Consider the following 23,000-nt stretch of genomic DNA (forward strand, 5'->3'; position numbering starts at 1 on the left):
ACAGCCACTCAACATAATACAGGCAAAAATTACACAGATTAGATTACAATTCTTCATTAATTCAAATACTCTCAGCAAGCTCTAAAACTGACATGGCATATCGTCTACTCGGGTTATAATCCATAATAGTAAAAAAATTCTCGTAGGCTAACCAATACGAAACGATGTCTTCTTCGGTTCTTAATGCGATCAAGCCACTTTTCTCTTCGCTTGGACTTTGAAGAGGTAATACTCCCAATGAAGACCAAGCAGTGATTTTTTGACTAGGGCTACGACCTCTGTTTATATATTCTTTCACTTTCTCTGGTTCAGTAACACTTGCTATTACTCCCCACGGCTGCCCAGTTTGCCAGCCATGGTGCTTAAGATAATTTGCAATACTGCCAATCGCATCTGCATTGGAGCCCCACAAATCTACCTTACCATCTTGATCATAATCAATCGCCAAAGTTCGATAGTTACTGGGCATAAACTGGGTCATTCCCATTGCACCACTATACGACCCCTTTGTCTCGCCAATGTTCCACCCATTTTCTCGCACGAGCAATAAATAAGCTTCCAACTCGCTTTGGAAATAGGTTTTACGTCTTGGGTAATCAAAGGCAAGTGTCGTCAAAGAGGTGAAAACATCTTTTGAGCCAGTAATTCGCCCGTAATAAGTCTCAACCCCAAGCAAAGCAACGATTACGTTTTGGTCGACACCAAATTCAAGCTCTGCTTTTTTTAACCAACTTTCATTTCTCTTAGTAAAATTCACTCCCGCCTTTATGCGAGATTCATTTACGAAGCGTTTTTTATATTCGTAATAAGGCGTGATTACTTCTGGTTGATTATTAGATTTTTCAATGACTTTAGGGCGCTGTTTAATATAAGAAAAAGCTTGTTCAAGCTGATGCCTATCATATTCATGGACACTTTCCATGCGATCTATAAAAGCCTGTACTTCCGAGTTAGACGCATAAGACCCAGACCAATCACTAGGCTGTTCAACCAGTAGAGATGAGCTAACACCTGCAGGTAAAGTATTACCTTTCTGTCCAGACCCACTGCATGCGGCCAAACCAAGCACAACAAATATTGAGGAGATTATCCTAATCATTATCTAGCTCTTTTATGCGTTTGTATTGACATTAAAATCCCAAATGTCGCCATGATAGTAATAATTGAAGTACCACCATAGCTGATCAAAGGTAAGGGTACACCAACAACAGGTAAGATACCTGACACCATACCAATGTTTACAAACATATACACAAAGAAGGTCAAGGTCAGACTGCCTGCGAGTAGCCGAGCGTAATTATCCTCAGCATTTGCTGCTATGTATAAACCGCGGGCTATAACCAGCAAATAAGACAGAATTAGCACACTGCAACCAATCAACCCGAATTCTTCCGCAAATACGGCAATAATAAAGTCTGTATGACTTTCAGGTAAGAAATCCAGTTGTGCTTGTGTACCTTCCAGCCAACCTTTCCCTTGCACCCCACCAGAACCTATGGCTGTCTTAGACTGGATAATATTCCAACCAGAGCCCAGTGGGTCACTTTCAGGGTTTAAAAAAGTCATAACCCGTTGTTTTTGATAATCATGCATTACCTGCCATAAACTGTAACCAGCAATGGGGGCTAATGCGGCAGCGCCTAAAATGTATCGCCAACCTAAACCTGCAAGGAAAAGTACAAAAATTCCAGACACAGCGACTATTAGTGACGTACCTAAGTCTGGCTGCTTAGCAATCAGCAAAACAGGCGTCGCAATCAAAACTAAGACAACCAAAATTTGTTTAAAGCTGGGAGGTAATGGACGATCAGAAAAGTACCAAGCAATCATCATCGGCATAAAAATCTTCATTAACTCTGAGGGCTGAAACCTAAGGCCACCAGGTAAAGACAACCACCGTTGAGCCCCTTTCGCACCAACCCCAAACAACAACACCCCTATTAATAACATGGTGATAAACACGAACAAAATAGGCGAGGCTCTACGCATATATTTGGGGGGTAATTGTGCAAGGGCTAAGCAAAAAAGCATCCCCAAGCCTAAACGAAACACCTGACGTTCAACCATGGCTTCGTTCTGACCTGAAGCTGAGTACAAAACAAACAAGCCACCGCCAATAAGCAATAACAATGAGCCAATTAACAACACATCTATATGGGTCAACTGCCATAAACGTGCATTGGTAAAAGCTAATGCTCGGCTATATAAGCTACCTCTCATTCTGCTTTACCCTTTAGATAATTATATTTTTCTGGATAGTCGTCATATAAGTAAGCGTCGAACAACTTTTTACTGAGGTCTGCTGGTTTGGAGCTTTTACCACCATTCTCAAAAATGGCAAAAACAGTAATTTTAGGTTTCTCAGCGGGAGCGAACCCGATAAACAATGCATGGTCATGGAGCTTTTTCGCTAGCGCATCTGCATCGTATTCTTCATCTTCTTGTAGACTAAAAACCTGCCCCGTACCGGTTTTACCAGCAATATCGTATTGTGTGCCCTGCAAACGTCTTGCGGTTCCCTTTGAATCTGTAATGACCTTTTTCATAGCCACTACCATTTTTTCCCAGTTACGCGAGTCTTTCAGTTGAATTTTTTTCTCTTCACCCGCACCTTCAAAATTAACTGATTCGTCCCCTATTGTATCCACCATGCGAGGCTGATAATAACGCCCTCGCCCAGCCAAAGCAGATGTCGCAGCAGCAACTTGAACAGGCGTCGCGACCATATACCCCTGCCCAATACCAATATTTAAAGAATCTCCCGTGTACCAAGGTTCATTATATTTGGCTTTTTTCCACTCATTCGAAGGTAATAAGCCAACACTGCCACCGTGTAAATCAAGCAAAGTTGTCTGCCCAAAACCAAAACGGGATAAGAAATTATGAATGGGGGTGATTCCCATTTTATGAGCTAATTGATAATAATAAGTATCGACTGATTCAATGATCGAGCGCTCTAAGTCAATTAAACCATGCCCCTCTCTTTTCCAGTCTCGGTAACGACGACCACCTGGGTTGATTTGGTAATACCCTCCGGCAAAATAACGCTCAGACCAACTCGCAAAGCCGTATTCCAGACCGGACAGTGCCATAAAAGGTTTTATTGTCGATGCAGGGGGATAACCACCACGTAATGCCCTATTAAATAGAGGCAACTTTGGTGAGTTACGCAACAGAGAGTAGTTTTTTGAAGAAATACCACGGACAAACCAATTGGGGTCAAAGCCCGGCTTAGAAACTAAAGCAAGCACACCGCCAGTGGAAGGATCCAGCGCGACCACAGACCCAACATAGTCTCCTAGTAAGTCATAGGCATATTGTTGTAGTCGAGCATCAAGGTGAAGATGCAAATCTTTACCCGGCGTAGGGTTCTGACGTCCAAGCTCAGACATAATACGACCACGGGCATTTACCTCAACCTTACTTAACCCCGGACTACCAAAGAGCTCGTCTTCATAAAAGCCTTCAACACCGGTTTTACCAATAAATAAAGCCCCTTGATAAGCCTGCTGATCAACCTTTTCTAAGTCTTTCTTGGTAATTCGACCCACATAACCAATAGCATGAACAAAGGCTTCACCGTGGGGATAAAAGCGAGTTAATTGATCTTCAACGCGAACGCCATCAAGCTTATAAAGATCAACTGAAATTTTGGCCCACTCTTCATCAGTAAGCTGAGACTTTAGTGTGATGGATTGATAAGGGCGACGGTATTCTTTAAGGCGGTTATGGAAGCTTTCCCATTCGGCATCAGAAATTTCGATAATATTCTGCAGTGTAAGTTTCAGCTCATCGAAACTTTTCACTCGCTCAGGGATGACAGTCAGACTATGTATAGCCCGATTATCGGCTAGCACCACGCCATTACGGTCATATATCAAGCCCCGTGGTGGTGGCTCAGTGACTAACATCACCCGATTTTCATCGGCCTTGGTTTGATAAAGCTCATGCTCTACCACTTGCAGAAAAAACAAACGAGCTATCAAGACACCAGAAAGCACCAAAACAAAAAGAAAAGCAGCTAGCAAACGAAATTTCGTTAAACGCTGCTCCTGATGGTAATTTCTAAAGTGTTGGTACCTAGCCTTCACGTCCTAACCTTTATCTGTGATATGGGTGGTTATTCATTAAGGTCCATGCTCGGTAAATTTGCTCGGATAACAAGACCCGCACCATAGGATGCGGTAAAGTCAGACGAGACAAGGACCACTTCTGATCAGCTCGTGCCGAGCAACGAGGGTCAAGCCCATCAGGCCCGCCCACTAGCAAACTCACATTATAACCGTCCATTCGCCATGTCTCTGTTTGCTTAGCTAGCTGCTCTGTCGACCACTCTTTACCTAGCACTTCCATGGCAATCACCTTATCCCCTGCTGGAATCGCATCTAGCATGGCATCACCCTCTTTACGAATTGCTTTTGCTATATCCGTATTTTTACCTCGAGGAGACATGGGAATTTCGATCAATTCTAAGGCAAAGTCTTTAGGCAAGCGTTTCGCATAATCTTCATATCCTTCCGTAATCCATTTTGGCATTTTCACACCAACAGCAATCAAACGAATTCGCATGATATGAAACCTTCACTTTCCAAAATTAAATAGACTCGTGCTTAATATCCCAAAGTTTTTCTAGGTCATAAAAAGCACGGGCTTCCTCTGTCATAACATGAACCACTACATCATGCAGGTCCACTAACACCCAATCGCTTCCCATGCCACGACCTTCAGAACCTAACGGCTGCATTCCATGCTGCTTTAGATGTTCGAAAACGTTTTGGCCTAATGCATTTACATGCCTTTTAGATGTACCTGTACAAATAATCATGTGATCCATCATGTCGGTTAATTCACCCACATTTAGCACTGTAATTTTATCGCCTTTTACGTCTTCTAATGCCTCAACAGCAAGAGTCAAAATTTGGTCAGCGGTAAGGTTCTGCTCACTCATATAATTCGGTTATCCTATTGGTATAATTTATTTCGCTCTATATATTGCTGAACGGATTCAGGCAACAAATAAGCAATTGATCTATGCTGAAATGCCAGCTTTCTTATCATGCTAGAAGAAACAGCCAAGGGCGTTAACGTTTCAAGCCAAACCAGCCCTGATGGCGCGCATTGTAGCGCATCAGAAGAAGGGGCACGATGGTTTTCGTAAAAGCTTTCTAGTTCAGAAATGAAGTCTGGCTCCCAGCCGGGGCGAGAAACCACAAGCAAATGAGCATATTGAATAAGCTCTTGCCACTTATGCCAAGTCGATAGAGATAAAAAACTATCCATCCCTAACACCATAATAATCGGTTCATCTGGCCCAACCTCTTCGCGGATTTCTTTCAGCGAATCAACACTATAGCTGGGACCTTGCCGTTCTATTTCACGAGAATCAACCGCTATTTTTGAGCAACTATTTGCAGCTAAAGCAACCATATCCAAACGCTGGGAAGGCGAAGCACTAGGGCTATTTTTGTGAACAGGTTGAAAACAGGGCAAGAGGCGTATTGATGAGAACTCAAATTTCTCCAATACTTCCACCGCGGTACGTAAATGGCCATTATGAATAGGATTAAAGGTCCCTCCCATAATGGCCACTCCTGAGCCTTTTGTAACAGCCGATTCCTTAATTGTCACGGGTATGACCGTCACCTAATACAATATATTTCTGGCTCGTTAGTCCCAACAAACCTACTGGTCCACGAGCATGAATTTTATCGGTCGAAATACCGATTTCCGCGCCAAATCCATATTCAAAACCATCAGCAAATGCCGTTGAAGCGTTAACCATAACAGAAGCAGAGTCCACTTCCGTCATAAAAGCACGAGCTTTAGTGTAATCTTGCGATACGATAGCGTCAGTATGGTGAGAGCCATATTTATTAATATGTGCAATGGCTTCATCCATATTATCAACGACTTTCACGGACAACTTAGGCGCATGATATTCCGTATACCAATCCTCTTCCGTTGCTGGAGAAATAGAGCTAACAACCGCTTGAGATTGCACACAGCCCACTAGCTCAACACCTTTTTCTTCTAGTGCTGAGGCAAGTACAGGAAGCTGCTGGTTAACCACCTCTTTGTGAATCAATAAAGACTCCATAGCGTTACACACACCATAGCGACGTGTTTTCGCGTTCAACACAATTTTCAGAGCTTTAGCTTCATCCGCTTCGTTATCGACATAAACATGGCAATTACCATCTAAATGCTTAATCACTGGCACTCGGGCATCCTTACTGATTCTTTCAATAAGGCTTTTACCACCACGAGGAACAATGACGTCAACGTATTCAGGCATAGTGATCAGTTGACCGACGGCTTCACGGTCTGTGGTATTAATAACTTGCACCGCTTCAGGAGGTAAACCTGCAGCAGACAAGCCTTCGCTAATAGCCAACGCAATTGCTTGATTTGAATAGAAGGCTTCCGAGCCGCCACGTAAAATGGTTGAGTTACCAGACTTTAAACATAAGCTTGCAGCATCGATTGTCACATTAGGACGAGACTCATAAATAATCCCGATTACACCCAATGGCACACGCATTTGTCCACGCTGAATGCCAGAAGGTAAATACTCCATACCTGTAATTTCACCAATTGGGTCAGGTAAAGTTGCGACCTGCTTCAACCCCTCAATCATGCCATCAATACGGGCATCATTAAGCAGTAAGCGATCTAGCATGGCTGCATCTAAGCCTTTTTCTTTGCCGTTTTGCATGTCCTTTAGATTTTCTTCTATCAACCTAGGTCGAGCGGTTTCCAACGCATCAGCCATAGCCAATAGAGCCATGTTCTTTTGTTGTGTAGACGCTTTCGCAAGTAAACGAGAAGCCGCCCTTGCTTGTTGACCAATTTGATTCATATAAGATTCTAAAGACATGTTCAATCTCAAAATAAAAGTAAAAGAATAAAAGCAGCAGAGACTCAAATAAGTCTGCGGCCAATTTATCGAAGACGTTATACTAACATAATATTTTCATTCATTTAGTGCCCTTTTATACGAATAAGGAAGACAAGTGCCAACCCATAATCCATATACTTTCTCTCCTATTGGCATAGTACACTCTTGCTACAAAGAAAAATTTGGCATCCCTAGGCAACCTGGTGTCGTAACCGCTGCCACAGCACGCTTAGAGCTTATCGCCCCATACAACCGACTCGACACATTAGATGGACTAGAGGACATCTCGCATATTTGGATCCAATTTGTTTTTCATGCAACACTCTCTGAAAAATGGAAAGCCAAAATTCGCCCACCAAAACTAGGTGGCAAAAAAAAGCTAGGGGTTTTTGCCACACGCTCAACACACCGCCCAAACCCCATAGGCCTTTCCGCCGTTAAAATCGGCAAAATTCACCATGAGAACAACCGTGTTTTTATAGATTTATATGGGGCCGATCTTTTGGATGGCACCCCAGTGCTGGATATCAAACCTTACCTACCTTATTCAGACAACATAAAAGAAGCGACGGAAGGCCAAGTGCCAACACCTAATAAAATAGTCCTTAAACCCGTCCGTTTTTCAGAACAAGCTCTACGCAAAGGAAAAGACTTTCAACAACAAACCAAACAAAATGCCCTACTATTAATAGAGCAAGTTATTGGGCAAGACCCTAGACCATCGTACTTATCCGATCAAACAGACAGAGTCCACGGAATCCAGCTTTGGGACTTAAATATTAAATGGTGTGCAAGGGAGGATCACTTTGAAGTCATTGAAATAGAAGACAGAAGAGCTGAGCACGAGGGACAAATTATATGAATAAAAAGCAGTTTTTGAATACCTACAAAAAAATAGGTGCCCTTCATAAAAAACAAGAAAACGAAGTAGAGAAGCCATCACTGTACAAAACAGAGCATGATGAAAAACTTATCAAAGACTTTCACTTTGCCCAGTTCCAAAAGAACCGCGATCAACTACAGGACAACCCAGACTTCAAAGCACTTACCGATAAAGATGAGTGGACAGAAGAAGACGTTCAAACCCTATTAAAAACTTTAAAATAAGCCATAAAAAAAGCGGGCTTAAAGCCCGCTTTTTACCAAACTAAAATGTATCTTAGTTTTGGTTATCTAACTGTGCTTTGATCAAATCACCGATAGTGGTAGGACCGTTTGCTTCAGTTTGTTGTTTCTCTGCGTGAGATTTCAATGCAGCTTTCTCTTCAGAAGCAGCTTTCTGCTTAACAGAGATAGCGATTGTACGCGCTTTACGATCAACGTTTGTGATTACCGCTTCAACTTCATCACCTACGTTCAATACAGCACTTGCATCTTCAACGCGGTCACGGCTGATTTCAGAAACTTTCAAAGAAGCTTCAACGCCTTCAGCAAGAGTTACAACAGCACCTTTCGCATCAACTTCAGATACGGAACCAGTTACGATTGCACCTTTGTCGTTTTCAGCTGCATAAGCAAGGAAAGGATCTTCTTCTAGTTGTTTAACACCTAGAGAGATACGCTCACGCTCAGCATCGATAGACAATACAACTGTTTCTAGCATATCGCCTTTCTTGTAGTTGCGTACTGCGTCTTCACCAGCTTCATCCCAAGATAGGTCAGAAAGGTGAACCAAACCATCAATACCACCGTCAAGACCGATGAATACACCGAAGTCAGTGATAGATTTGATTGCGCCAGAGATCTTATCGCCTTTGTTGAAAGACGTAGCGAACTCTTCCCATGGGTTCATAGTACATTGCTTGATACCCAAAGAAATACGACGACGCTCTTCATCAATATCAAGAACCATAACTTCAACTTCTTCACCGATCTGAACTACTTTAGATGGGTGAATATTTTTGTTAGTCCAATCCATTTCAGAAACGTGAACAAGACCTTCAACACCTAGCTCAAGCTCTGCGAAACAACCGTAGTCTGTCAAGTTAGTGATCTTAGCAGTAACTTTGGTGTTCTCTGGGTAACGAGCCTTGATAGCAACCCATGGATCTTCACCCAATTGCTTAAGACCAAGAGACACACGGTTACGCTCACGATCAAACTTAAGTACTTTAACGTCGATTTCATCACCAACAGCAATGATTTCGCTTGGGTGCTTGATGCGCTTCCAAGCCATATCAGTGATGTGTAGAAGACCATCAACACCACCAAGGTCAACGAATGCACCGTAATCAGTAAGGTTCTTAACGATACCTTTAACTTCTTGACCTTCTTCAAGAGAAGCCAACAAGTTTTCACGTTCAGCGCTGTTAGTCGCTTCCATAACGGCGCGACGAGATACAACAACGTTGTTACGTTTTTGATCAAGCTTAATAAGTTTGAATTCTAAGTCTACACCTTCCAAGTGAGTCGTATCGCGGATTGGGCGAACGTCTACCAAAGAGCCTGGCAAGAAGGCACGGATGTTACCGATATCAACAGTGAAACCACCTTTAACTTTACCGTTGATAACACCGTTAACGATGGCATTTTCTTCGTAAGCTTTCTCAAGTACTAACCAGCTCTCAGAGCGCTTAGCTTTTTCACGAGATAACTTAGTTTCACCGAAACCATCTTCAACAGCGTCAAGTGCAACTTTAACTTCGTCACCGATGTTTAAGTCGAACTCACCACTATCCGTTAGGAACTGAGAACGAGGAATTACGCCTTCAGATTTAAGACCTGCATGAACAGTTACCCATTCGCTGTCGATATCAACAACAATACCGGTAACAATTGAACCTGGTGACATATCTACTGTTAACAGGCTTTCTTCAAACAGTTCTGCGAAGCTTTGAGTCATTGTATTTCCTATATATTGGGGTTAGTAAAAACTAAGCCCTAACCGTATTACCAGCGAATACGGGACAGTTTTATGAATGATGCGATAAAGCTCTGCTGGTTCTTTATCGACTTTGAACAATATCCGATCTATTTTAGCACAATCTCATGCTAAAAAAGAACCTATTAGATGAGTCCTGCCTTGACTATTTCAGACATAATTTCATCCACAACGCCTTCAATCGTTAAATCCGTACTATCGATCACTAAAGCACCTGCGGCAGGCACCAATGGCGCTACTGGCCTATTGGCATCTCGCTCATCGCGCTCTTTTATCGTAGCAACCAATTCTTCTAGATCGACCGTGTCGCCTTTTTGCTGCAATTGCTGAAAACGTCGTTGCGCACGCTCTTCAGCAGACGCGGTTAAAAACACCTTAACTTGAGCCGCTGGAAACACCACTGTACCCATGTCGCGACCATCCGCCACCAAACCAGGCATCTGTGAAAACGCTCTTTGACGAACTAACAAACCTTCTCGAACTTCAGGAATAGCCGCTAACTTAGAAGCAAAGTTACCGACCTCTTCTGTTCTCAATGCTTGAGTCACGGTTTCCCCTTCAAGGATGATGTCAATTTTCCCTTCTGGAGTTTGTTCAAACTGAATATCCAAATGCTCAGCTAACACCTTTAATGTTTCAGCATCTTCAAAAGACATACCGTGATGAGTAACAGCCAGTGCTAGTAAGCGATATAAAGCACCACTATCAAGAATGTGCCACCCCAGCTTATCCGCAACTAATTGACTTACCGTCCCTTTACCCGCGCCACTCGGGCCATCAATAGTTATTACTGGGCCTTGATTGATCATAGTTAATCCTCTTAAAACTACTGAGCCACTAGACAACGAAAACCTAATTGCCTAGCAACACTCTCCAATTCATTAAATTCTTCTAATAATTTTTGACAGTCATTTACTTTTATAACGGATTGAGATCTTGCCCCTAACGCCAACAAAGCAAGAGCGAGCTTATCGTCACCCGCACAATCCAACTCACCGCCACTCGGCACCCCACCCTGAACGGAAAGCTCACCATTCGAGTAAGAGCACTTAATATTCATTTGCTCTAGCGCCTCTACCACTGCCAACACTCTATCTTCATGATGATAAGGCAAAGCATTCAGACCTTTTAACTGACTCTCACCCATTGCATAGGCGGCAGCAACGCAAAGTAAAGGCAGCTCATCCCTAAATTGATAACTCTGCTCTGCCGTTAAAGAGAAGCCTTTAAACTCAGCAAATCCTGCTTCAACTCGCCCCCCATATATACCCAGCTCATTTTTAGCAGGGAGCGCTAAGTTGCCACCGATCGACTGTAAAAATGACATAAAGTCATAGGACACTGAATCAAGACCTACATTAGCAATCATCAACTCAGAGCCCGGTAAAAGGTTTGCTAACAAAACTAACCAAGAGGACGCATACTCATCACCAGACAGCAGCATATCTTTTGCAACTAGAGGGCCCGATGACACAGTAAAGCCATCGCTAGCCAAATCTACTTTCGCCGAAAAATATCGCAACAGCACTTCACAATGAGACACACCACCGAATAGTGGAACAACATTCCCCATTGTTGGTGCATACAAAGAGGCAAGAAAAGCCGCCATTCGTAAAGGCTCGGAGCCACTTTCTAAACGTATCGATATATCTTTAGGTTCACTTGGTGATAGAGAAATAGGCAAACAATCCCCTACTTCAGAGCGCACTTCGCCCCCCATTTCACGTACCAGAGCTAACAACTCATTCATTGGCACATTCAGCAGGTTATCTTCCGCAATAACCGTCACAGAAAATGACTGACCAGCGAGCACGGGCAATAACAAATACAAACTCTCTCGGGAGGTGTGTACATTAATCGGCCCAATAGGCGCTTTTAACCCGCGCAAACCGACACCATGTACACGCAATTGATTCTCAGCCAGAGCTTCAATCACCACACCCATATCGCGCAAAGCCTGAATGGTCACTTTGACATCAGAACCTAGGTTGATATTACGAAGGTTACTCACCCCTTCAGAAAGCGCAGCTATGGTAATCACTTTATGTGACAGAAATTTGTCGCCCAATAAAGAAATTCCACCCTGCACTGCTGAGGCAGGCAACAGAGAAACAGAAACAGGCTTCACTTCTTTTTCCGCAACACCAGTACGAGACTCTAACAGCCTCAGGAAATGATCTCGGGCAGATTTAGCACGGGTAAAGACCCCAAACATGCTTGCCCCATCTCCTGATTCTATGGCCTTACGCATATCAGCCAGTCGATCGGTAAAATGATCTAACGTTTCTAATGTGGCTTCTTTATTCGCAAGAAATACATCTCGCCACATGACAGGGTCACTGGACGCAATGCGGGTAAAGTCCCTAAAACCACCTGCTGCAAACTTAAATATATCTTGATTCCGCTCACCATTCGCCAAAGCATCCACCAAGGTGTAAGCCAGCAAATGGGGTAAATGACTAGAAGACGCGAGCACATGGTCATGATGCTCCACATCCATACTCACTACATCCGCCCCAACAGCACGCCATAGGCGATGTAATCGATCAAGCAACACAGGGTTACTATCAACCAGCGGCGTAACGATCGCCATATGCTTTTCAAATAAATGTGGGTTAGCCGCCAAGACGCCACTTTTTTCAGCCCCTGCAATAGGATGACCAGGAATAAAGTTCTTTGGCACATGGCCAAACACTTGTTGAGCAGCAGCAACCACACTACCTTTTGTCGAGCCGACATCGGTCACCAAGGTAGTACTGGATAGGAAAGGTTTTAGTTCCGAGAGGACTAATGCCATTGCTCTCACAGGGGTAGCAAGAACAATAACATCCATTTTACCTACGGTTTCTGCATTTAACTCTGCAGCAAAATCAATAACTCCAGTAGAGACACCTAGCGTAAGCTCGCCTTGGCGCCTATCTACACCGTATAAAGTTGCTAAACCTTTAAGCTTTAACGCTTTGGCAAAAGAACCACCAATCATGCCAAGACCAACGATCATGACATTACCAAATTGATTTTTTTCTTGCGATACGGTTGTTGCAGTCACAAACAGCTACTCTTTAAAAATTGAAACAAGGCAAAATTACAATACAGCGATAGGGTATGAACCAAGCACCTTCACTTCCGATGCTCTCTCGCACAACTCATTTATAACTGCTGCACTTTGCTCATCTGAGTGATGTCCCAAGAAGTCTATATAGAAAATATAACCCCAGCGACTCATGAGAGATGGCCTTGTTTCTAGGCGAGTCATATCTACCTTGTGGCGCTCAAAAGCTTCCAGCAAGCGATACAATGCACCAGGCTCATTTTTCGCACTTACCAATAGAGACGTTTTATCTTTACCACTCGCTGGCACTTCTTGATTACCAACAATTAAGAATCGAGTGGTATTATCAGGGTGATCCTCAATATTGGCAGATAGCGTTATAAGGCCATATAGCTCACACGCCACATCACCCGCAATAGCAGCCACTGCACGACCACTGCGACCTGCATCAGCCGCTAGTCGAGCCGCTTCCGCATTTGAGCTTACTGCCACTCTTTCAACATGTGGCCAGTAGCGATCTAGCCAAGCGCGACATTGAGCCAACGACTGTTGATGAGAATAAATATGGGTAACATCGTCCGCATTAATATTTGGGCTAACAAGCAGATGATGATGAATTCTTTCTTCAACTTCACCACAGATTTTTAAGCGCGAATCTCTAAAGGTATCCAGTGTGTGATTAACAACACCTTCCGTAGAGTTCTCAACGGGCACAACACCATAATTTGCCGCCCCAGACTCCACTTCACGGAACACTTCATCAATTGCCGCCATAGGCGCACTAATCACAGACTTACCAAAGTGCTTAATTGCCGCCTGCTGAGTAAAAGTCCCTTCAGGTCCTAAAAAGGCAATACGCATTGGTTTTTCAAGCGCTAAGCATGAAGACATGACCTGACGAAAAATCTTCGCCATCTCTTCGTTACCAAGTGGCCCTTCGTTACGCTCCATAACGCGGCGCAATACTTGCGCTTCACGCTCTGGACGATAAAACACAACCGCTTCATCGCCTTGTTCAGCCAACTTCACATCGGCTACTTTTTGAGCACATCTGGCACGCTCGTTAATGAGGCTTTGTATTTGAGAATCTATAGAATCGATACGGTCTCTTAGTAAAGGCAACGTATCTGGCACTGACTGCTTATTAGAGTTCGACATCTTTTTATTACCCGTGACGCTTTTCGAAGGCGCTCATAAAATCAATTAAAGCTAAAACACCTTCCATTGGCATTGCATTATAAATACTGGCTCTCATGCCACCAACCGAGCGGTGACCGGCTAAAGTGCGTAAGCCTGCCGCTTCAGACTCTTCAAGGAATAAAGACTCCAGAGACTTATCCGCCAATGTAAAAGGCACATTCATACGAGACCTATAGGCAGGTTCAATAGGGTTAGCATAAAAATCACTTGAATCAATAAAGTCATATAACGCTTTGGCTTTTTGAATATTGACCGCTTCCATTGCATCAACACCACCTTGCTCTTCTAGCCATTCAAAAACCAGATCAGCCAAGTAAATAGCAAATGTTGGCGGTGTATTGATCATGGAATCATTAGCAGCGAGGTTTGCAAAACTCCACGTAGAAGGAAGATTGTCACCACTACGAGCCAACAGGTCTTTACGAATGATGCAGATCACTACGCCAGCAGGGCCAACGTTTTTCTGGGCACCAGCGTAAATCATGCCGTATTGAGAAACATCAATCTTTCTTGAAAGAATGGTCGAAGACAGATCGGCAACGATTGGCAAATCTGTTTTAGGCAACCCTGAGAACTCCACACCACCAATAGTTTCATTTGGGCAGATATGCAAATAAGCCGCACTTTCATCTAGAGGCAAAGTATCTAGGTTTGGTACTGTGATGTAATTAACATCTTTCGATGAGCCTACCAGGTTCACATCAAGGTATTTCTTCGCCTCTTTAATTGCCTTTGTTGACCAAACACCAGTATCAAGATAACAAGCAGAATCATAGCCATTCGCCAAGTTGGCTGGAATTTGAGAAAACAGAGTCGACGCGCCACCTTGAGCAAACAAGATTTCATAATCGTCATTAATATTGAGTAATCGAGCCAAGCGCGCTTTTGCAGAAGCCAATATAGACATAAACTCAGTACTACGGTGACTCATTTCCATTACAGAAACACCAGTACCATGCCAATCTAACATTTCCGCTTGCGCTTTTTTCAACACAGCTTCAGGAAGCGCTGCTGGACCAGAACAAAAATTATATACTCGGCTCATTCCGCTGATAACCTCTATATTTTCAATACTTATCTACGAAAGCGACGCACCTAGGTGCGCCGCTTTATTAATGATATTCAATTACTAATTAGGATTCAGAAGAGCCTTCGTCAGCCTCAGTCGGCTTTTCAGCGACTTCCGCCTCACTAGTTTCAGCCTGCTCCTCATCAAGAATCTCTTCTTCATCGTCTTCAACGACACGTTCAATACCCACCAAGCGCTCTTCATTGGTTAGACGAATCAGAGTTACACCCTGAGTATTTCGACCTTGACAAGATACTTCGGTAACACGAGTACGCACTAGAGTCCCCTGATCAGTGATCAAAATAATTTCGTCTGTTTCATCTACCTGTACAGCACCCACTACTGGGCCATTACGTTCAGAAACTTGAATACCAATCACACCTTGACCACCACGCCCATAAACTGGGAAGTCGTCTACAGAAGTTCGTTTACCGTAACCGTTTTCACAAGCAAACAAGACTGCCGCGTCATCATGAGGAACAATAAGCGATACGACTTTAGCGCCATCAGCCAAGCGAATTCCTCGAACACCTGCAGCAGTACGACCCATTGGGCGTACATCACCTTCTTTAAAGCGAATAGTCTTACCGGCAGACGACACTAGCATAATGTCATCGTCGCCGTTGGTGACACAAACACCAACCAACTCATCCGTTTCATCTAGGCTAAGAGCAATTAAGCCAGTAGAACGTGGTCGAGCAAAGTTTTCCATTGCGGTTTTCTTCACAGTACCGTTCGCTGTCGCCATGAAGATATAACTACTAGACTCTTCAGCAACGTCTTCAGAGGACTCTTCGCCCTCTGCTGTTTCACCTGATTCAACCACAGGCAAAGGCAACAATGCAGAAATAGACTCACCTTCGCTAAGCGGCAATAGGTTAACAATAGGTCGACCTTTGGCATTACGACTCGCTACAGGGATATCAAAAACGCGCAACCAATATACTTTACCGAAGTTACTGAAAAGCATGATGGTGTCATGACTACTAGTCACTAATAGGTGCTCAATATGATCTTCTTCTTTCATGCTTGCTGAAGACTTACCACGACCACCACGGCGTTGAGCTTGATACTCTTCCAAAGGCTGAGATTTAGCATAACCAGTGTTAGAAATTGTCACTACCATTGGCGCTTCATCAATCAAGTCTGCCATGGTTAAGTCTTGGCGCGACGTCAAAATTTCAGTACGGCGTACGTCACCAAAACTATCACGAACTTCTTCCAACTCTTCACGGATCACTTCCATCAAACGCGTAGGGTTAGAAAGGATATTAAGTAGTTCAGCAATCAAATCGATTAGCGTTTTATACTCACCTAGCAGCTTCTCATGCTCTAGACCAGTTAAGCGGTGAAGACGCAAATCAAGAATGGCTTGAGCTTGGTCTGGTGACAAGTGATAAGCACCACCAACAAAGCCATAACCTTCATCAAGATCATCTGGGCGACAAGCGTCAGCGCCAGCACGTTCTAACATAGCGACTACGTTACCCGGCTGCCAAGACTCGCTTACCAACTTCTCTTTCGCTTCTGCTGAAGTTGGAGAAGTTCTAATCAATTCAATGACACGGTCAATATTGGCAAGAGCAACCGCAAGGCCTTCAAGAATATGACCACGCTCTCGCGCTTTACGTAATTCAAAAATTGTTCTGCGGGTAACCACTTCACGACGGTGCTTAACGAAGCACTCAAGAATTTGTTTCAGATTCAATAGCTGTGGGCGACCATCAACCAAGGCCACCATATTCATACCGAATACAGACTGAAGCTGTGTTTGCGAGAAAATGTTATTCACTACAACTTCTGGGTTTTCACCACGGCGCAGTTCAATAACAATACGCATGCCGTCTTTATCGGACTCATCACGCAACTCACTGATACCTTCCAGCTTCTTCTCTTTAACCAGCTCCGCAATTTTCTCAATTACTCTAGCTTTATTTAGCTGATAAGGGATTTCTGTAAAGACGATGGACTGGCGATTGCCTTTTTCCATATCTTCAACATGGTGGCGAGCACGCATATAGATGCGACCACGGCCTGTTTTGTATGCTTCAACGATACCTGCGCGACCATTGATGTAAGCGCCGGTTGGAAAGTCTGGACCCGGGATATGCTCAATCAACTCATCGACCGTAATATCTGCATTATCAATTACCGCTAGACAACCATCGATTACTTCACCCAAGTTGTGTGGCGGAATGTTCGTCGCCATACCCACCGCAATACCAGCGGAGCCATTAACAAGAAGGCCGGGCACTCGAGCAGGTAAAACTTCTGGCATGAATTCAGTGCCATCGTAGTTAGGCACAAAATCTACGGTTTCTTTCTCAAGATCCATCAATAAATGATGAGAGATTTTAGCCATACGAATTTCGGTATAACGCATTGCTGCCGCGCTGTCTCCGTCGACAGAACCGAAGTTACCTTGACCATCTACCAAGGTGTAACGCATTGAAAAAGGCTGGGCCATACGTACGATAGTATCGTATACAGCAGAATCACCATGTGGGTGATATTTACCGATGACATCACCAACGATACGAGCCGATTTTTTGTATGGCTTATTCCAATCGTTCTTAAGTTCATTCATCGCAAATAGAACGCGACGGTGAACAGGTTTTAGTCCGTCACGTACATCAGGTAATGCTCGACCTACAATTACACTCATTGCGTAATCTAGATAAGATCCCTTAAGTTCATTTTCGATACTGACGGGAGTAATTTCTTTGGCTAGTTCACCCATAGATACAATCGATCCTTATGCCTCGGAAGCTTTATAAGCTTCACCATCTCTTTTTATAAGCGCAGCATTGTAACATAAGCAAATAAATAACACCCCTTCCAAAATGCATGTTTTCTTGACTACAAACACCAAACCGTCACCCCATCCACTTTAGATCCAAATATCAAAAGAAATCGTATTAATAACAAGCCAATAGCTAATCATTTAACTATTGGTCTGCCATATAGATACCGCTATACTAAATCCATTAAACATTCGAATTTTATCGCCATACAGACAATACGGAAAACAACCAATGACCGACCAACAACAAACCAATGTAGATTTAAATGAAGTCGCTAAATTTGAAGCACTTGCAAGCCGTTGGTGGGATACAGAAAATGAATTTAAGCCCCTACATGACATCAACCCATTACGTACAGGGTATGTAGATGAACGCTGCGAAGGCTTAAAAGGCAAGAAAGTCATTGATGTTGGTTGTGGCGGGGGAATTCTATCTGAAGCCATGGCTAAGCTCGGTGCTCAGGTAAAAGGCATTGATATGGGCGAAGCGCCTCTTGCCGTTGCCAAGTTACACAAGCAAGAGTCTAACCTTGATATCGACTACGAAAAAATCACTGCTGAAGAAATTGCTGCTCGCGAAGCAGGCCAATACGATGTAGTAACATGCCTAGAAATGCTAGAGCACGTTCCCGACCCATCTTCAGTGATCAAAGCCTGTATGACACTTGTAAAACCGGGCGGCCATGTTTTTTTCTCGACCATTAACAGAAACCCCAAAGCCTATCTATTTGCCATTGTCGGCGCAGAGTACATTCTCAACATGCTCCCCAAAGGCACTCACGATTACGCTAAGTTCATTCAACCTGCTGAGCTGTGCAATTACGCAAGACAAGCCGGTCTAGAAACACACCATATGACGGGGATGACCTATAATCCATTCACTAAGGTATACAAGCTAAACGATAAAGATGTATCCGTTAATTACTTGATGCATACTCAAAAACTCTAAGCCAGACAAAGGCACAAGGAGAAGATATGTTTGACTATCAAGCGCCAAAACAACTACTTAAAGATAAAATCGTATTGGTAACAGGAGCCGGAGACGGCATAGGAAAAACAGCTGCCATCACCTATGCGGAACATGGCGCCACGGTTATCTTATTGGGCCGCACAACAAAAAAGCTAGAGGAAGTTTACGACGAAATTGAACAGAAAAAACTTCCACAAGCTGCCATAGTACCGCTCAATTTAGATGGCGCAGCAGAGCACGATTTTTTAGAGCTCGCCAACACCATCGAATGCGAATTTGGACGACTTGACGGCATACTACACAATGCCAGCATGCTTGGTGAAAGAGAGCCAATCAGTAGCTACGACCCCGTTCTGTTTGAGCAAGTTATGAGGGTTAATGTAACCAGCCAACTTATTCTTACTCAGGCACTGCTTCCTCTTTTAAAGAAAGCGAATCATGCCTCTGTGGTTTTTACCTCTTCAGGCGTCGGCAAGACAGCAAAAGCCAACTGGGGCGCCTATGCCGTGTCAAAATTTGCCACTGAAGCCATGGTGCAATTGTTTGCTAACGAATCAGCAGAGTTCACTCCTACTGTACGCACCAACGCAATCAACCCAGGTGCAACCCGAACCAAGATGAGAGCTACTGCTTACCCTAGTGAAGACCCAAATACACTGGCAACGGCAAGCGACATAATGCCTGCTTACTTATATTTGATGGGTGACGATAGCTTGGAGATCAACGGCCATTCTATTAATGCCCAATAAGGCAGTTTTCTACACCACAAAATAATAAGGCAGGTCACAACAATGACCTGCCTATTTCAAACTTCTCAGCGCTAGAATCGCAATTAATATCAAATCAATTCGTACCCGAAGGTGTATCGCGGCCTATTGGGGCAAATGATCCTACATCTGGAGCCTCGGTTGATGAACTCTCAGAAGAGCTCGCCCCACTCCCCCCAAATACATCTTCGGCACTAACATCGGTATCGTCCGCTTTCTCTCTTAAGCCGAAGTCAGGCATGACCCTTAAACGTTTCTCTTGAATCTCTTCGGGTATGTGCCCCGTAAACAAAACAGTAAAAGGCGACTCTTTCGTCCTTTTGTTTACCTCTTCGTATATTGCCTGTTCGCGTTCAGCAATTTTACCTTCTTCCACATAAGATACTGAGCCACTGCCGCCTAACACAATATGCTGATCGAGTTTTTTCTCTTGCCTCTCAACAGGGATAATGGAAACCTCTTCCGGAGAGCTCTCAACCACTTGATGCTGAGACCGTATCACCTCTTCACCATAGTAAATATCAATTTCTCTAAGCTCAATAGACTGCCCTATAACAAAAAATGGCATCCATAAGACCAACCACAAAAAGTATCTCATCACTTCTCCTGAGTATGAATAGATTAACTATAAGAGAAAAAGAGCCAATAAAAAAGGGAGTTCAAACTATCTTGAACTCCCTTCAGTAACACCATGCTAACTTTTAAAGCGTGATCACTTCAAAATCAGCAACTGGATTTGCATCAGCCTCGTAGTCGACACCTTCAACACCAAATCCAAACAACTTCAAGAACTCATCTTTATACAACTGATAGTCCGTTTCAGAGAACAGGTTTTCATCAGTAATTGTCGGCCATAGATCACGACAAGCTTGCTGAACATCCTCACGCAATTCCCAATCATCTAAACGCAAACGGTTAGAATCATCTACCAATTCTGCAATAGTATTGTTGTTGTATAAACGCTCAGAGAACATGCGATAAATCTGATCCATACAACCTTCATGGATATTTTTCTCACGCATTACTTTAAAGACCATTGCTAAGTACAAAGGCATAACAGGAATAGCAGAAGACGCTTGAGTAACAACAGACTTCAGAACAGCAACGTTGGCACCACCACCAAGAGAAGACAATTGCGTATTGATTGCGCTAGACGCACGATCCAAATCTTCCTTCGCTTTACCTAATGCACCATGCCAGTAGATAGGCCAAGTAATATCAGAACCTATGTACGAGTAAGCAACAGTACGAACACCTTCAGCCAATACACCAGCTTCTTGTAGAGCAGACATCCAAAGCTCCCAATCCTGACCACCCATCACGGTTGTCGTAGCGGCAACTTCTTCTTCAGTCGCTGGCTCGATTTCGGCTTCGATGATGACATCTTTATTGGTATCAATGGCTGTTGAGCGGTAAGGTTCGCCAATAGGCTTTAATACAGAACGAATGACTTCACCAGTCTCAGGCAATTTACGCACTGGAGATGCCAAGGAGTAAACCACCATATCGATTTGACCAAGATCTTCTTTAATTAGATCAATAACACGGTCACGGGCTTCATTAGAGAAAGCATCACCGTTGATACTTTTTGAGTACAAGCCTTCTTCTTTTGCTGCTTTATCAAACGCTGCGGCATTATACCAACCTGCTGTACCTGTCTTTCTTTCTGTACCAGGTTTTTCAAAGAAAACACCAATAGTTGCTGCACCAGAACCAAATGCCGCGGCAATTCGAGAAGATAATCCATAACCACTAGAAGCACCAATAACTAGTACTTTTTTAGGTCCGTTTTCAACTTGCCCTTTCGCTTTAGTGAAAGCAATTTGTTCTCTGACATTTTGCTCACAACCTACAGGGTGAGTCGTTGTACAGATAAATCCTCGAATTTTTGGCTTAATGATCATAATTTTTTCTCAACGTCATGTTTTTCTAACGTATTGCCAAGCAATCCCTGAAATGAAGCTAGCAACACAAATCTGTTCGCCATGATACAATAGCCAGCAGAATATGTCCTAATTCTTATTCAAATCACCATTTTTTAAACCCACTTTAATCCTGAGATTTTACTGTGCACCTTCTTGTTATAGGTTACGTCTGGCCCGAACCCAATTCTTCTGCAGCGGGCAGCAGAATGATGCAATTACTCAATTGTTTCCACAAACAAAAGTGGCAGATCTCTTTTGCCAGTCCGGCCCAAGAAACCGAACATATGGCTGACCTTTCAAAACTTGATATTCAGTGCGATAAAATCGAACTTAACAACACGTCATTCGATCAATATATCGCACAAAAGAAACCAGACATTGTTATGTTTGACCGTTTTATGATGGAAGAACAGTTCGGCTGGCGAGTAGAAAAACACAGCCCAGATTCCCTTAGAGTATTAAACACTGAAGATTTACACTCACTTAGACAAGCACGAGAAAAAGCAGTCAAACAGGATCGTTCATTCCAAATTAATGACCTACATTGTGATCATGGCATTAGGGAAATTGCCGCTATCCATAGATCAGATTTAACATTAATGATCTCTTCTACAGAGACTAAACTCCTCATAGATCATTTTAATGTGCCAGAAACACATCTACTCCACCTTCCCTTTATGCTAGATAAGCCACCTGAGCTCGACTCACTGCTCCCCTTCGAGCAAAGAGAACACTTCATTAGCATTGGCAACTTTCGCCATGCCCCCAACTGGGATGCGGTTTTGCAGTTAAAAACTCAAATCTGGCCCAAAATTCGTAAGCGACTCCCAAAAGCAGAACTGCATATCTATGGCGCTTACCCCCCACCAAAAGCCACCCAGCTAAATAATGCAAAAGAAGGTTTCTTAGTGAAAGGTTGGGCTGAAGACGCCAAAGAAGTCATGGAGAAAGCACGAATATGCTTAGCTCCTCTTCGTTTTGGGGCAGGCATAAAAGGCAAATTGGTTGAAGCCATGCAAACTGGTACCGCAAGTATTACAACCTCAATTGGTGCCGAATCTATGCACCAGCCTTTACCATGGAATGGTGTCGTAACTGACGACTTCAACACCCTTGCGGACGCTGCCGTTTCCTTATATCAAAATAAGACCGACTGGCAGCTAATGCAGAACAATGGCATGCAAATCCTCAATACTCACTACCAAGCATCAGAATGGGAGCCCAAACTCATTCAAAGGCTCGCGTTGCAAGTTCAGTTAAAAGACACCCTCAGAAAGAAGCACTTCTTAGGGTTAATGATGAGGCACCATAGCTTAAAAAGCACTCAATACATGTCCCAATGGATCGAGCTCAAAAACACCATTACAGACAAATAAAAAATGCCCTGAGCGATTGAAGCCGCTCAGGGCATTTTTATAGATAACATTAATTCGAT

At 43.5% G+C, this 23,000-nt stretch carries 20 protein-coding genes; 5 read left to right on the plus strand and 15 right to left on the minus strand.

The window, feature by feature from the left end:
- Positions 1 to 61: 61 nt before the first annotated feature.
- From mltB to OFY17_RS05535, 7 genes are read right to left on the minus strand one after another with little or no spacing between them, the layout of a single operon-like run.
- Positions 62 to 1,099, minus strand: a complete 1,038-nt coding sequence (gene mltB, locus OFY17_RS05505; RefSeq protein WP_263529722.1) for a lytic murein transglycosylase B — start codon at positions 1,097 to 1,099, stop codon at positions 62 to 64.
- Positions 1,099 to 2,220: a rod shape-determining protein RodA gene (gene rodA / locus OFY17_RS05510; protein ID WP_263529723.1), complete on the minus strand. Its 1,122-nt coding sequence runs from the start codon at positions 2,218 to 2,220 to the stop codon at positions 1,099 to 1,101. The genes mltB and rodA overlap by 1 nt, the downstream gene beginning before the upstream one ends.
- Positions 2,217 to 4,091: a penicillin-binding protein 2 gene (gene mrdA / locus OFY17_RS05515; RefSeq protein WP_263529724.1), complete on the minus strand. Its 1,875-nt coding sequence runs from the start codon at positions 4,089 to 4,091 to the stop codon at positions 2,217 to 2,219. Before mrdA ends, rodA begins: the two co-directional genes overlap by 4 nt.
- A gap of 10 nt (positions 4,092 to 4,101) precedes the next feature.
- Positions 4,102 to 4,569: a 23S rRNA (pseudouridine(1915)-N(3))-methyltransferase RlmH gene (rlmH, locus tag OFY17_RS05520; protein ID WP_263529725.1), complete on the minus strand. Its 468-nt coding sequence runs from the start codon at positions 4,567 to 4,569 to the stop codon at positions 4,102 to 4,104.
- Positions 4,570 to 4,594: 25 nt separating this feature from the next.
- Positions 4,595 to 4,948, minus strand: a complete 354-nt coding sequence (rsfS, locus tag OFY17_RS05525) for a ribosome silencing factor (protein WP_263529726.1) — start codon at positions 4,946 to 4,948, stop codon at positions 4,595 to 4,597.
- Between the two features lie 14 nt (positions 4,949 to 4,962).
- Positions 4,963 to 5,628 carry a nicotinate-nucleotide adenylyltransferase gene (nadD, locus tag OFY17_RS05530; RefSeq protein ID WP_263529727.1) on the minus strand — a complete coding sequence of 222 codons (666 nt, stop codon included), beginning with the start codon at positions 5,626 to 5,628 and terminating at the stop codon, positions 4,963 to 4,965.
- Positions 5,618 to 6,877: a glutamate-5-semialdehyde dehydrogenase gene (locus tag OFY17_RS05535; protein WP_263529728.1), complete on the minus strand. Its 1,260-nt coding sequence runs from the start codon at positions 6,875 to 6,877 to the stop codon at positions 5,618 to 5,620. The genes nadD and OFY17_RS05535 overlap by 11 nt, the downstream gene beginning before the upstream one ends.
- Before the next feature lie 136 nt (positions 6,878 to 7,013).
- Here OFY17_RS05535 and tsaA point away from each other — a divergent pair, with 136 nt between their 5' ends.
- The gene (tsaA, locus tag OFY17_RS05540; RefSeq protein WP_263529729.1) at positions 7,014 to 7,760 is read left to right on the plus strand and encodes a tRNA (N6-threonylcarbamoyladenosine(37)-N6)-methyltransferase TrmO; all 747 of its coding nucleotides are present in this window, start codon (positions 7,014 to 7,016) and stop codon (positions 7,758 to 7,760) included.
- Positions 7,757 to 8,005: a hypothetical protein gene (locus OFY17_RS05545; protein WP_263529730.1), complete on the plus strand. Its 249-nt coding sequence runs from the start codon at positions 7,757 to 7,759 to the stop codon at positions 8,003 to 8,005. The genes tsaA and OFY17_RS05545 overlap by 4 nt, the downstream gene beginning before the upstream one ends.
- Before the next feature lie 52 nt (positions 8,006 to 8,057).
- On the opposite strand, the gene rpsA is transcribed toward OFY17_RS05545, so the two are convergent.
- From rpsA to gyrA, 6 genes are all read right to left on the minus strand, one after another.
- Entirely contained in the window at positions 8,058 to 9,740 is a 1,683-nt protein-coding gene (gene rpsA, locus OFY17_RS05550; RefSeq protein ID WP_263529731.1) for a 30S ribosomal protein S1, read from the minus strand.
- A gap of 164 nt (positions 9,741 to 9,904) precedes the next feature.
- Positions 9,905 to 10,588, minus strand: a complete 684-nt coding sequence (gene cmk, locus OFY17_RS05555; protein WP_263529732.1) for a (d)CMP kinase — start codon at positions 10,586 to 10,588, stop codon at positions 9,905 to 9,907.
- 17 nt (positions 10,589 to 10,605) lie between these two features.
- Positions 10,606 to 12,828: a prephenate dehydrogenase/arogenate dehydrogenase family protein gene (locus OFY17_RS05560; RefSeq protein WP_263529733.1), complete on the minus strand. Its 2,223-nt coding sequence runs from the start codon at positions 12,826 to 12,828 to the stop codon at positions 10,606 to 10,608.
- 36 nt (positions 12,829 to 12,864) lie between these two features.
- Positions 12,865 to 13,989 carry a prephenate dehydratase gene (pheA, locus tag OFY17_RS05565; RefSeq protein WP_263529734.1) on the minus strand — a complete coding sequence of 375 codons (1,125 nt, stop codon included), beginning with the start codon at positions 13,987 to 13,989 and terminating at the stop codon, positions 12,865 to 12,867.
- 7 nt (positions 13,990 to 13,996) lie between these two features.
- Positions 13,997 to 15,076, minus strand: coding sequence for a 3-phosphoserine/phosphohydroxythreonine transaminase (serC, locus tag OFY17_RS05570; RefSeq protein WP_263529735.1), 1,080 nt, complete (start codon positions 15,074 to 15,076; stop codon positions 13,997 to 13,999).
- An 88-nt stretch (positions 15,077 to 15,164) separates the two neighbouring features.
- Positions 15,165 to 17,840: a DNA gyrase subunit A gene (gene gyrA / locus OFY17_RS05575; RefSeq protein WP_263529736.1), complete on the minus strand. Its 2,676-nt coding sequence runs from the start codon at positions 17,838 to 17,840 to the stop codon at positions 15,165 to 15,167.
- 295 nt (positions 17,841 to 18,135) lie between these two features.
- Here gyrA and ubiG point away from each other — a divergent pair, with 295 nt between their 5' ends.
- On the plus strand, positions 18,136 to 18,852 hold the full coding sequence (gene ubiG / locus OFY17_RS05580; protein ID WP_263529737.1) for a bifunctional 2-polyprenyl-6-hydroxyphenol methylase/3-demethylubiquinol 3-O-methyltransferase UbiG: 717 nt from the start codon (positions 18,136 to 18,138) through the stop codon (positions 18,850 to 18,852).
- 26 nt (positions 18,853 to 18,878) lie between these two features.
- On the plus strand, positions 18,879 to 19,622 hold the full coding sequence (locus OFY17_RS05585) for a YciK family oxidoreductase (protein WP_263529738.1): 744 nt from the start codon (positions 18,879 to 18,881) through the stop codon (positions 19,620 to 19,622).
- A 94-nt stretch (positions 19,623 to 19,716) separates the two neighbouring features.
- Here OFY17_RS05585 and OFY17_RS05590 read toward each other — a convergent pair whose 3' ends face one another.
- Positions 19,717 to 20,238 carry a hypothetical protein gene (locus OFY17_RS05590; RefSeq protein ID WP_263529739.1) on the minus strand — a complete coding sequence of 174 codons (522 nt, stop codon included), beginning with the start codon at positions 20,236 to 20,238 and terminating at the stop codon, positions 19,717 to 19,719.
- A 103-nt stretch (positions 20,239 to 20,341) separates the two neighbouring features.
- Complete coding sequence (gene fabV, locus OFY17_RS05595; protein ID WP_263529740.1) at positions 20,342 to 21,544, minus strand: enoyl-ACP reductase FabV; 1,203 nt, start codon at positions 21,542 to 21,544, stop codon at positions 20,342 to 20,344.
- Positions 21,545 to 21,708: 164 nt separating this feature from the next.
- On the opposite strand from fabV, the gene OFY17_RS05600 reads away from it, so the two are divergent.
- Positions 21,709 to 22,941 (plus strand): glycosyltransferase, encoded by a 1,233-nt coding sequence (locus OFY17_RS05600; RefSeq protein ID WP_263529741.1) that lies wholly within the window; start codon positions 21,709 to 21,711, stop codon positions 22,939 to 22,941.
- Positions 22,942 to 23,000: the final 59 nt, after the last annotated feature.

Origin of the sequence: Marinomonas sargassi (genome assembly GCF_025716875.1) — a bacterium.
GTDB lineage: Bacteria > Pseudomonadota > Gammaproteobacteria > Pseudomonadales > Marinomonadaceae > Marinomonas > Marinomonas sargassi.